Below are 12,798 nucleotides of genomic sequence, written 5' to 3'. Positions count from 1 at the left end.
TCAAAAGCCTCAAAATCAAATTTCTTTTCCATGGTGACTGTGCTTAAGCTAAGTTAATTATTTTCTTGCTTTGACACAGTTCCGTTTACAGCCTCCGTCGTGTAAACACAGAGTATATCTTTGCCCGCCATAATGCACCCAACAGAGCGGTAGAAGGCCACTTCTTACCGTCGAGCAGAGGCGGGGCACGTTATACTCAGCCTACGCAGAACCTGGTAGACGCCTTCCCGATGATAAACGGCAAGCCGATATCTGACCCGGCATCAGGTTATGATCCAAACAACCCCTACGTGAACCGCGATCCCCGTTTTGCAAACACCATCATCTACAACGAGTCGATGCTGTGGTGGGGGAACTTCAGCAGCATGCGTCCGGTATATACCTTTGATAACGTAGCACCACACTTTCCGACTTCTGCCCAGGATCAGTTTGGTGCAAATGGTACCACTACCGGCTACTACGGCAGAAAAATGGCCGAAGTAAACACCAGCTCCAATACCGAGCGCGGCTGGCCGCTAATCCGCTATGCCGAAATTCTGCTGAACTATGCCGAAGCCATTAACGAAACAGGGCAGCCAGAACTGGCAGTGCCGAAACTGATCGAAATTCGTAACAGGGCCGGAATAGAGCCAGGTGATAATGGGCGCTATGGTATTCCGGTAGGCGTAACAGTTGCTCAATTGCGTGAAATAATCCACAACGAACGAAGGATTGAACTGGCCTTTGAAGGCGGGCACCGTTACTTCGACCTGCGTCGCTGGAAAATGATGCAGGAAGGAGCCAGGCAGAACGAGGTTATGCGCATCACTAGAAATGCCGATGGCACTTATACTTACAACAGAGATCTGTCTATCCGGGTGCATAATTTCAGGCCAGCGCTGTACCTGTACCCGATCCCGCAATCAGAGATAAATAAAATGCCGTTGATGGTGCAGAACCCGGGTTATTAACAGTAAAAATTAGAATCATAAAGTGAGTTAGTTAAACATAAAAAATGCAGCCGGTTTATGCCGGCTGTTTTTTTTTCTCCTTGTCAATTCAATTGCGACACTTCGTATCCAGTTTCCTGCCAAATAAGCTAAAATCACAATTTAAGTTTCTTATCATTACTTTTTGTTCTGCTGTACCTGCCACCATTCCTTCTGCTCTTTGTCTGCATCAAATCTGTATTAATTATCCGGGGTTCAGAACCGCACTTTAAGAATAGATAAGTATCGGATCAAAAATCTCTTACTCCTGTCATTCTATCGTTGGGAGGTGATGCAAAGGCTACTAAACTTTATTTTAATGGTGCTTTGTTATTTTGAATTACGCTTTCAGCCAGCTATTCCGGACCTTTTCCACAAGATCCCTTCCCCATTACAATTAATGATTTGGTTAAGATTAGCATAATTTTGTTCTATACTACGGTACAAAATGAATAAGTGAGGCACACTAACTTGTTATAGAGTTGGACCAAAATGACAAGTCATGTACGCTCACTTATTGCAGAAATTTAAGGAATTAGTTCCAGACTGGAAAACCTCCCAGTTAAAGAATACGCTATTGATGGTTGCACTGTTGCTGGAAGAAAAGACGGTCAATCTGTGGAAACTCAAAGGTTCAGTTGGTAAAATACTTGGTAACACTTCCACTGCTCCTCAGTCACATTACAAGCGTCTGAAGCGTTGGCTCCAGCTGGGTGAATCAGACAAGGGTATTTGGGTTGGCATGCTGCAGGCTGCGGCAGGCCTGCTGAAGCAAAAGTGCCGTTACCTTATTTTGGACGGTAGCTCCTGGAAATGGGGAGGTAAGAAACATCACTTCCTCACGCTGAGCGTGCTTTACCAGGGAGTGAGTATTCCTATCTGGTGGCAGGATTTGAAGAAGCTGGGCATCTCCAGCCAATGGGAACGCAAACTGATGCTGTGGATGGCCAGGAAGGTACTCAACCTCAAAGGCAAGGTGCTGTTGGCAGACAGGGAGTATCTTGGCACTCAATGGTTTAAAACGTTGCGGGAGGCAGGAATAGGGTTTGTTATCCGCCTACGAAAAGGCACCTATAAGCAGGAGTTCGATGCCAGGGGAAAGCTGGTGAGCAAGCTGGAGAGCAAGGCCAAGTCCCAACTGGAAAAGCTGGTGTGGAAGACGTTTACGCTGGAGGGACAGGATTACTATTACGTGCTCATGGCCTATAGGAACAGGAGCGGCAAGATTGAGTTCCTTCGTCTTATTTCTACTGTGACACCTGCCCAGGCCATAGAAGGCTATGGGTACAGATACAGGATTGAGAGCATGTTTAAGCACTTGAAAAGTAACGGATTCGATGTCGAAAGCCTTAATATAAAAAGACCTTGCAGGGTGGAGATGATGATGGCAGCACTGGTACTGGCTTACACGCTTTCGGCCGTATATGGCCTTAAAAATTATAAACGTAAGGTAGGCATCCAAGTGCACGGCTCTCGGGAGATGAGTGTCTTCCGATATGGGCTAGACTTGTGGCAAAATCATTTGCAGAGTTTTGAACGATTCCTCAAACACCTCTCGCTTTATATCGGGAGTTGGAACAGACAACAAAATCAGCTCTTAAATAAAAATGTACCGTAGTATAATTTTGTTCTTATACTTATTCTTCTGTAATCTGTTTTTTTAGTATCAGCGACGGACATAAGTGTAGTGAAAATAGGTTCTTATGGGATTTTTCAAATTAGTTGCGCCCTTGCTGATGAATTCCTCCCCCTTTTAATGCGAATTTCCCCCCTTTTGTTGCCGGAGGAGAAGGCTAAATTTGATATTGCAATAACAATTGATAGTTAGTGTAAATCTTAATAATATGTTCCTGTTTTATAAATGGAGGTGAGCATTAAGGGGTAATTACATTAACCACAAAGATGAAAGGTCTTTTAACAGAATCGATAGAATTAATAATTATAAACCAACATTCCAATTAAAATGAATACTATGCAAAACAATTGTTACAAAGAGTTGAGATGCTTTATGCTTCTCGCCCTGTTTCTTTTTTCTGTGACCGGGGCAATAGCTCAGGGCATAACCGTGTCGGGTAAGGTAACTGATAAGGATGGTGCCGCTATGCCTGGAGTTACTGTACTGCTAAAAGGAACATCTAAGGCTGTTCCTACTGATGTTGATGGTAACTATACCATAAATGTGCCCTCCAGTAGTGGTACTCTGGTGTTCTCATTTATGGGATATGAGCCGCAGGAAGTACCTATAAGTAACAGAACAACTATAAACGTGCAGATGGGCTCTGAGTCCAAGGCACTGGAAGAAGTGGTTGTAGTTGGTTATGGCACACAGAAGCGCTCCGATATTACCGGTTCCGTAGCATCTGTGCCCAAAGACAGATTATCGAACCTGCCCGTAACCGACCTGACACAGGCTATTCAGGGTACCACCGCAGGTCTTAACATTACGCAAGGCTCTTCAGTGCCTGGTAGCTCCGGTGGTATGCGGATCAGAGGGGTTAACTCCATCAGTGCAAACACATCTCCTTTTATTGTACTTGATGGTACTCCATTCTTTGGCCAGATCAATGATATCAATGCAAACGACATCGAGTCAATTGAAATTCTGAAAGATGCTTCTGCGGTGGCTATATATGGTACCCGTGGATCAAACGGTGTAATCCTGGTTACAACAAAGAGAGGTAAGAGCGGCGAACCCAGGGTAAGCTACAATGGCTATTATGGCGTGGAAGGATTGGCCAATAAATTTGAACCCAGTTCTCCTGAAGCGTATGTACAGAAGTATAAAGACTATTTAATTGCCCAGGGGCTTGCGCAAACACAGGTATTGCCCAATACCTTTGAAGTGGACAACTATAATGCAGGACGTACAACAGACTGGCTCGACGCTGCGACGCAAACCGGTAAAATTACTGAGCATAACTTAAGCATTTCCGGTGGTACAGATAAGGTGCAATATTATCTTACCGGTGGGTATCTGAACCAGGAAGGTGTAATCAAAGGGTATCAGTTTGAGCGTGCAAGTGTACGTTCAAATTTGGATGCAACATTTACAGATTATCTGAAAGCGGGGGCTTCCCTGTATTTTGCTGACCATAACTCGGACGGTGGCCGGGCTAATATGCTGCTTGCTACTGCCATGAGCCCTTATGGCCAGGTTAACGATGATGCCGGTAACTTTGAAATTTATCCGATGTTCCCTGAACTGTTGTTTGCGAATCCGTTATTAGGTTTAACAACCGACAGGATTGACAGAAGGAAATACATAACGGGTACTGCTTATACAGAGTTAACCCCAGGATTTGCCAAAGGCCTGAAATATCGTTTAAATGCTTCTACTACCTATGAAATTGGCAGGCAATCGGGTTATGAAGGGCGTGCCGCCAATAACCTGGTTGGTTCTGCTTATGCCAATAACAATGAAACCAATAACTGGGTTCTTGAAAATATTCTGACTTATACAAAAGATTTTGGCAAACACCATTTTGATTTCACCGGACTTTACAGTGCTCAAAAGTCACAATATTTCAGGTCCGGAGCGGAAGCGAATACTTTTGTAAATGACCAGCTGTCGTTTTACAACCTTGGAGCTGCTGAGAACAGGACTTCTTCCTCGTATGGCGATAAATCTACGTTACTTTCCCAGATGGGAAGGCTGAACTACTCCTTTGATAGCCGTTATTTATTAACCTTAACGGCCAGGCGTGATGGGTATTCAGCGTTTGGAGCTAATACAAACAAGTATGGGCTTTTCCCAAGTATGGCGTTAGGCTGGAATATAGCCAACGAAAACTTTATGCAGGATGCTGAATTTGTGAATCAGCTTAAACTCAGGTTCTCTTACGGTCAGTCAGGGAATCAGGCAGTTGGCGTTAACCAGACCGCGACTTTATTCAACCCGGTACGTTTTCCGTTTGGGGGCACAAGCACAATTGGTGTTCTGGCGGGAAGTTTGGGTAATGCCGACCTGAACTGGGAAACAACTACCTCGACAAACTTTGGACTCGATTTCGGTTTCCTGCAAAACAGGATTAATGGTACTTTGGAATATTATCGCTCAAATACGGACGATCTTTTGCTTCGCAGGAACATTCCTAATATCACAGGTTATTCACAAGTTTGGTACAATCTGGGCTCAGTAAAGAACAACGGGCTTGAACTAACATTAAACACAGTTAATGTTGAGACTAACAAGTTTAAATGGGAAACAAGTTTAAATTTTTCCAGAAATAAAAATGTAATAGTAGACCTCTATGGCGATAAGCAGGATGATGTTGGTAACAGGTGGTTTATTGGAAAATCGTTGGGAGCTGTATATTCTTACATATGGCAGGGAGTATGGCAGGAAGGTGATGATATACCGACATCCCTGAATGCAAAACCCGGCGATCTTAAATTTGAGGACGTAAATGGGGATGGCAGAATTACCGGTGATGACAGAGTTTATTTAGGAACAACATTGCCCAAGTGGTATGGCGGTTTAACCAACACTTTTCACTATAGTAATTTCCACCTGAGTGTGTTCCTGCAAACTTCACAAGGGTCTATGAAAGGTAATGCGGATATCTTCTATGGCGATGAAGCCGGCAGAAGAAACATCCCGGCAGAAGTAGGCTACTGGACTCCTGAGAACCGTAGTAACGAGTTTCCGTCCCTGGCATACAGAAACCCCCACGGATACAATTTTGCCAGAGACAACAGCTATGTCAGAATAAAAGATATCAGGTTGAGTTATACCGTACCTCAGGCATTATTGAACAAATATGGCATAAACGGCCTGACACTTTACACTACCGGTAGAAACCTTTATACATTTACCGACTGGGTTGGATGGGACCCGGAAAGTAATCAGGATTCGAGAGGTTCAGGAAATTGGGTAAACAATTATCCTCTTGTAAGAACTGTTTCATTTGGACTTAATCTGACGCTATAATCTTCCATTCCATTTAAAATATACAGAAGTATGAAAAAATATATAAAAATAATTGTTTGCATGTGTATAGGCCTGCAAACCTTTACCGCATGTGAAAAGTCTTTCCTGGATGAAGAAGTTTTAAGTTCTTATTCTCCCACAACTTTGCGGGATAAAGCAGGCTTTGAAGCCTCTTTAATTGGCCTTTACAACCACAACAACAGGTTTTACTCGGTTAGCTGGGCACAAGGGTGGCCGGCAGTGTGGCAGGTAGGAACAGATATTACCTGGCCTACGCAACCGCAGGGTATCGAGAACCCTTATTATAACTATAACACCTTAACTCCTTTGGATGGGGCGGCAGATAATACCTGGAACTGGTCCTATACCATGATCAATAATACGAATGTTCTCATTCAAAATGTTGAAAGTCCTGATATTTCAGGTTTAACTGATGAAGAAAAAAATAAAATAAACGCAGAAGCCCGTTTCTTCAGGGGTTTGTCATATAACTTACTGGCGACTGCTTTTGGCGGTGTACCATTGGTTACGGAACCTCTTACTGCACCAAAGACGGACTTTGTGCGTGCTCCGCTCGCTGATGTAAACGAGGTAGTTATTACTGACCTGAAATTTGCTGCAAAACATCTTCCAAATATCAGTGCATTACCAGCTAGTAAACAGTCAAGAGCTAATAAGTATATGGCGCATCAGCTATTAGCCGAAGTGTACCTGCGGGTTAACCAGCCTGCTCTTGCCGAAGCTCATGCCGATTCTGTAATTACCAGTGGTCAGTTTGGTCTTATAAAAAACCGGTATGGGGTAAGATTTAATGCCGGTATACCAGGCGACCCATTCTCTGATATGTTTATCTATGGTAACCAGCGCAGGAGCCAGGGAAATACAGAGGCTATCTGGGTAATGGAGGCCGAAAACCCACGTGACGTGCCCGGTGGCTCGACCGATAATCCGCAGCAGCGTCGTGTATGGGGAGCTTCTTACCATAACAGAGCAGGTATGGTTCCTGCCGATTCACTTGGCGGTAGAGGAATTGCCAGGCTCAGGCTGAACAATTGGGTGCTGTATGACCTGTATGACGAGGGAGATATGCGTAATTCACGGCATAGTATCCGCCGGGAATTCTGGTATAATGATCCTGCTCCAAAATACAGCAATATTTATAAAACGAAAGTACCTTATCAAGGTCCCGATACACTTTTTATCATCAATCCCTATACCACAAAATGGGGCCATTTTGATCCGTTGGATGTATTCGGGTATGGTATGTGGAAAGATTTTATCTTGATGCGTTTGGGAGAAACCTACCTGCTTCGTGCTGAGGCGGAATTTAAGCAAGGTAAGCTTGATGAAGCAGCAGAATCTATTAATGAATTAAGAAGAAGAGCTAATGCTCCGCTTGTAAGCGCATCTGATATAACATTGGATTTTATTCTGGATGAAAGAGTAAGAGAACTGGTAGGAGAGGAAAACCGCAGGTTAACCCTTATGCGAACAGGTACCTTAGTAGAAAGAGCTACCAGGTTAAATAGCAATATAACAGGATTGCCGGCGAACAGGCAAATTACCGGCTTAACGCAAACAAATCTGTTACTGCCGATACCACAGAACGAGATTGATTTGAACAAAGATGCCATTCTGGAGCAAAATCCGGGGTATATTCAGTAATTCCGGTCAGAATTATTTACAGTGACTTTCTGAAAAGAAAGATACAACCTCCTGAGGATTGATTATTTGAAATTGACCTGTAGGGGAATACGTATTAAATTGGCATAAAAAGAGGCTGTCCCTACTTTCCGGACAGCCTCTTTTTTGTGCACCTGGTTTGTTAGTAATAAACTCTGTGATGCCGTAAGGAGGAGCAGAGGGTATGGTGGCAGCAGCTGTAACTATTATAAAGAGCTTGTAAATGTAAAGCCTTAAGTAATCGGGCGGAGACGGGTGTTGCTAAGGGACGAAAGCTACCGCAATAGCGCAGCAGGCAGTGAAACTGGAGTGGCTGCTTGTTGTGTTGCATGAATATCGCTCTTTTGAAAATAGTGGGAGGAGCTGGAGCGAAATGCCTGAAAAAACGGCATTTTATTAATATACCCCCTAAAAACAAAGGCAAATACCCCCCGGTAACTAATATAATTGTTGGAATTTTGGTGGAAAATAATCAGTCTGATGCGGCTGAATAAATCACAAATGTAAGTTTTGGAAATCAAGCAGGTGAGGCTCTCACCTGTAGGGGCAGGAGCTTAAAAGCCTGTCAGAAAAAAAAAGAAATGTATTAAATGTACTTAACAAAAAGATGAGTAATAAGATGTTCAAGCAAAGTTTGCTATTCCTGTGCTGCCTGTTCTGGACGCAGCTGGGGCTGGCCCAGCAGACAAAAAACGAGTGGGAGAATCCGGGGGTAATTGAGCGAAACAAAGAGGAATCGCATGTGCCTTTTATGCTCTATACCAATGTGCAGGACGCCCGGAAAGACGACTACAGCAAATCGCCGTATTTCAAGTCGCTGAATGGAACCTGGAAGTTTACGCTGGTTAACAAGCCGGCAGATAAACCAACGGGCTTCTACCGCACCGATTTCGACGACAGCAGCTGGAAAACCATTCCGGTGCCTTCCAACTGGGAAATAGAAGGCTACGACCTGCCCATTTACACCAACGTGCGCTATCCCTTCCCGGCCCGGCCTCCTTACGTAGACAATAACTACAACCCTGTAGGTACGTACCGCAGAACCTTTACCGTGCCCGAAGCCTGGGACGGGCAGCAGGTGATGCTGAACTTTGGCTCTATTTCGGGCTATGCGCAGGTGTATGTGAACGGCCGGGAAGTGGGCATGAGCAAAGTGGCCAAAACAGCAGCTGAATTTGATGTAACCAACTACCTGAAGAAAGGGGAGAACCAGCTGGCCGTGCAGGTAACGCGCTGGCACGACGGCAGCTACCTCGAAGACCAGGATTTCTGGCGTTTGAGCGGCATCGAGCGGGATGTGTACCTGCAGGCACTGCCCAAGCTGACCCTTTGGGATTATTTCATTAAGGCCGACCTCGACAACAGCTACAAAAACGGTGAATTCAGCGCTTCGGTAAACCTGCGTAAGTTCGAAGGTAAAGCTCCTGAAAAAGCAACCGTGCTGCTGGAGTTGTTTGATAAAGACAACAGCAAAGTGTTCGCCCAGGAAAAAAGCATTTCTGCCAAAACAGGAAAAAATAACCAGCTTACCTACAGCGGCACAGTAAACAATGTGCGCCAGTGGAGCGCAGAGCATCCGAACCTCTACGACCTTGTTATCACCCTTAAAGATAACAAGGGTAAGACACTTGCTGTTACAGGCGACAAAGTAGGTTTCCGTAAAGTAGAAATCAAAGATGCCCAGTTGCTGGTAAATGGTGTGCCCATCCTGATAAAAGGGGTGAACCGCCACGAGCACGACGATGTAAAAGGCCACGTACCTACAAGGGAGCTGATGCTGAAAGACATCAGGCTCATGAAGCAGTTCAACATCAACGCCGTACGCACCAGCCACTACCCCAACGACCCGGAATGGTACAAGCTCTGCGACGAGTATGGCCTTTACCTGGTAGACGAAGCCAACATCGAAACCCACGGTATGGGTGCTGAGTGGCAGGGACGTTTCGACAAGTCCAAGCATCCGGCTTACCTGCCCGAGTGGGCACCTGCGCACCTCGATCGCATTCAGCGCATGGTAGAACGCGACAAGAACCGTCCGTCCATCATCATCTGGAGCATGGGCAACGAGAGCGGGAATGGCGATGTTTTTCACGATGCTTACAAATGGATAAAGGAACGTGATAAAACACGGGTGGTGATGTTCGAACAGGCTGGCGAAGACTGGAATACCGACATCGTAGGGCCGATGTACCCGGGTATCGAAAGTATGAAAAAGTATGCCAATGCTAAAAAAGAGCGCCCCTATATCATGTGCGAATACTCCCATGCCATGGGTAACAGCAGCGGTAACTTTCAGGAGTACTGGGATATTATCCGCAGCAGCAAACATATGCAGGGCGGCTTTATCTGGGACTGGGTAGACCAGGGCCTGAAAACGCAGGACAAAGACGGCAACGTGTTCTGGGCTTACGGCGGTGATTTAGGTGCCGGCCATTTGCATAACGATGAAAACTTCCTTGCAAACGGGATCGTGTCGGCAGACAGAATGCCGCACCCGGCTATTTATGAAGTAAAGAAAGAATACGCCAACATTCAGTTCGATGCTAAAGATGCCGGCAAAGGCGTAATAACTGTAAAGAACGAACACAGTTTTACAGACTTAGACCAGTACAACTTTAAATGGGAGCTGTATAGAAATGGAAAGCTGGTAAAGCAGGAAAACTTTGCAGTAGCACTTGCACCTAAGCAGCAAAAAGTAGTAACCCTCCCGCTTCCGGCACTTACGGCCGATAAGGGTGAAGAATATTTTCTGAACGTTTATGCCTATACAAAAAAGGCATCTGAGCTGGTGCCGGCTGGTCATGAAGTAGCCCGGGAGCAGTTTGCAGTAGGCGATGGCCGGTATTTTGCAGACGCTGGTGTGCCGTCAGGTAAACTAAAGGTAAAGACCAGGGGCAATATCCTGAGATTCACTTCCGGGGAAGTATCCGGCGAATTTGACCTGAAAGAAGGAAAGCTGGTAGCCTACAGTCACGATGGTGGCAAGGTGCTGACTAAGTTTCCGGAGCCATACTTCTGGCGTGCGCCTACCGATAACGACTTTGGCAACAAAATGCCGGAGAAACTGGGGGTGTGGCGTGATACCCATAAAAAAATGCAGGTAAAGCATGTGCAGGCAGGAAAAAAACAGGCAGCCGGACAGCCTGTTACCGTGACCTACGAACTAACAGATAAGCAGATTCCTTACACTGTAGAATACCTCATCCGGAATGACGGTTCAATACAGGTAACAGCCGCAATCGACATGACGGGCAAAGAAATGCCGGAGCTGCCACGGTTTGGCATGCGCATGGAGCTGCCTAAGGCATACGACAACGTGGTATACTATGGCCGCGGCCCCTGGGAGAACTACTCCGACCGCAACACCGCTGCTTTTGTGGGCATTTATAAAGATGAAGTAGAGAACCTGTATCACGATAGGTACATCCGTCCGCAGGAAAGCGGCAACAGAACCGGTGTGCGTTGGGTGCAGCTCACAAATGATGCTGGTGCGGGTATTGTTGTGGAAGGTGAACAGCCGATAAATTTCACCGCGCTGCACCACCTGGCAGAGGACATGGACCCGGGCCTGAAGAAGAACAACATGCACCCGACCGATGTGAAAGAACGCGATCTGGTAAGTCTGCACATAGACCTGAAGCAGCGCGGACTGGGTGGTGACGACAGCTGGGGCCGTTTGCCACACAAGCCATACCTTTTGCTGGATAAAAAATATTCTTACAGCTATACGATCAGGCCTGTAAGCGGAAACAGCTCTACAGTATCTCAGAAATGAAAAAACATGTTAACTTTTTGATTCTGCTGTTGTTCCTGGGTGTACAGGTAATGGCGCAGGGAGTAAAAAAGAATACTTCCATCAGATCGGGTGAGTTATGGCCCGATACCGACGGGAAGCATATCAATGCCCACGGCGGAGGTGTTCTTTTTCACAAAGGCAAGTACTACTGGTTCGGAGAGCACAAGACGGCTGGCCGGGGCGGCAACAGTACATTGTTCGGGGTGGGAGCTTACGTTTCGGACGACCTGTACAACTGGAAAAACGCAGGTATTGTACTTAAAGTGGAGGAGGACGCATCTTCTGAAATTGTAAAAGGATGTGTGATTGAAAGGCCGAAGGTTGTTTACAACCAGAAGACCGGAAAGTTTGTCATGTGGTTTCACCTGGAACTGAAGGGAAAAGGATATGAGGCGGCCCGTACTGGCCTGGCCGTGAGCGACAGCCCTACAGGACCTTACACCTACGTTAAATCTTTTCGCCCTAACGCCGGGCAGTGGCCCATGAACCTGGACCCTGAACTGAAGCATAGAACCGTCGGCATGGAGCAACTAAAATGGTGGACGGATGAGTGGCGTCGGGAAGTGGAGAAGGGCCTGTTTATCCGGCGGGACCTGGAGCAGGGCCAGATGTCCCGCGACATGACCGTGTTTGTAGACGACGACGGCAAAGCCTACCACATCCATTCGTCCGAAGAAAACCTGACGCTCCACATCGCCGAACTGACCGACGATTACATGGATTTCACCGGGAAGTGGAGCGTGCTGGCTCCTGCCGGGCATAACGAGGCTCCTGCCATAGGAAAGCGCAACGGCAAGTACTTCATGATTACCTCCGGCTGCACCGGCTGGGAACCGAACGAAGCCCGTTCCTTTGTGGCAGAATCAATCTGGGGACCATGGAAGCCTTTGGGAAATCCTGCTGTAGGCGAAGGAGCTGATCGTACGTTCGAATCGCAGAGCACGTATATTCTCCCGGTTCAGGGCAAAAAAGATGCCTTCATTTTTATGGCCGACCGCTGGCGCCCCCGCAATCCCATCGACGGCAGGTATGTATGGCTGCCGCTGGAGTTTGAAGGCGACAAACCTGTGCTGAAGTGGCAGGACGAGTGGAGCCTGGATGTTTTCAATACTAAATACAAAAAGAAAAGCGCCCCTGCTGCAAAAGGTAAAGCGTCTGCAAAATAGAATACCCCGCACGGAATGCAGGTGACAGCAGGATAAGGAACTACCTGAAGCGGCCTATCTTTCGGGGGTATCCGGAAAAGACAGGCCGGCTTTTACTTTAAATTTCTGGTCACGGCTGTCATTTTTGCGTTGCGCTGCCTTGCTAAACAGGCGGGTTTAATCAAATCTATATTTTACCTTGTGCAGGTGGTGTACCAGGTGTGGTGGCTGCCGCTGCAAACAAAATAAAGCGTTTGCCAGGGCAGGGGGTTATCT

Annotated in this window: 6 protein-coding genes; all 6 read left to right on the top strand. The window is 46.4% G+C overall.

Annotated elements, in window-relative coordinates; genetic code table 11:
• Positions 1–116 precede the first annotated feature (116 nt).
• The 6 genes from DCW36_RS01995 (at position 117) to DCW36_RS01970 (ending at position 12,543) form a co-directional block, all read left to right on the top strand.
• Complete coding sequence (locus tag DCW36_RS01995) at positions 117–950, top strand: RagB/SusD family nutrient uptake outer membrane protein (protein ID WP_114781825.1); 834 nt, start codon at positions 117–119, stop codon at positions 948–950.
• Between the two features lie 520 nt (positions 951–1,470).
• The gene (locus tag DCW36_RS01990) at positions 1,471–2,586 is read left to right on the top strand and encodes a transposase (RefSeq protein WP_114781824.1); all 1,116 of its coding nucleotides are present in this window, start codon (positions 1,471–1,473) and stop codon (positions 2,584–2,586) included.
• Positions 2,587–2,931: 345 nt separating this feature from the next.
• Entirely contained in the window at positions 2,932–5,898 is a 2,967-nt protein-coding gene (locus DCW36_RS01985) for a SusC/RagA family TonB-linked outer membrane protein (protein ID WP_240676010.1), read from the top strand.
• Positions 5,899–5,928: 30 nt separating this feature from the next.
• The gene (locus tag DCW36_RS01980; protein ID WP_114781823.1) at positions 5,929–7,563 is read left to right on the top strand and encodes a RagB/SusD family nutrient uptake outer membrane protein; all 1,635 of its coding nucleotides are present in this window, start codon (positions 5,929–5,931) and stop codon (positions 7,561–7,563) included.
• A gap of 625 nt (positions 7,564–8,188) precedes the next feature.
• Positions 8,189–11,356 carry a glycoside hydrolase family 2 TIM barrel-domain containing protein gene (locus DCW36_RS01975; RefSeq protein ID WP_114781822.1) on the top strand — a complete coding sequence of 1,056 codons (3,168 nt, stop codon included), beginning with the start codon at positions 8,189–8,191 and terminating at the stop codon, positions 11,354–11,356.
• Positions 11,353–12,543 carry a glycoside hydrolase family 43 protein gene (locus DCW36_RS01970; protein WP_114781821.1) on the top strand — a complete coding sequence of 397 codons (1,191 nt, stop codon included), beginning with the start codon at positions 11,353–11,355 and terminating at the stop codon, positions 12,541–12,543. Before DCW36_RS01975 ends, DCW36_RS01970 begins: the two co-directional genes overlap by 4 nt.
• Positions 12,544–12,798: the final 255 nt, after the last annotated feature.

This window comes from Botryobacter ruber, from assembly GCF_003347595.2.
GTDB lineage: Bacteria > Bacteroidota > Bacteroidia > Cytophagales > Hymenobacteraceae > Pontibacter > Pontibacter ruber_A.
This window is presented reverse-complemented; position numbering and strand designations above follow the sequence as displayed.

Excerpts from the sequence above, each read along its gene's own strand:
- DCW36_RS01990 (WP_114781824.1), top strand. The coding sequence starts at position 1,471 with ATGTACGCTCACTTATTGCAGAAATTTAAGGAATTAGTTCCAGACTGG.
- DCW36_RS01985 (WP_240676010.1), top strand. The coding sequence starts at position 2,932 with ATGAATACTATGCAAAACAATTGTTACAAAGAGTTGAGATGCTTTATG.
- DCW36_RS01980 (WP_114781823.1), top strand. The coding sequence starts at position 5,929 with ATGAAAAAATATATAAAAATAATTGTTTGCATGTGTATAGGCCTGCAA.
- DCW36_RS01975 (WP_114781822.1), top strand. The coding sequence starts at position 8,189 with ATGAGTAATAAGATGTTCAAGCAAAGTTTGCTATTCCTGTGCTGCCTG.
- DCW36_RS01970 (WP_114781821.1), top strand. The coding sequence starts at position 11,353 with ATGAAAAAACATGTTAACTTTTTGATTCTGCTGTTGTTCCTGGGTGTA.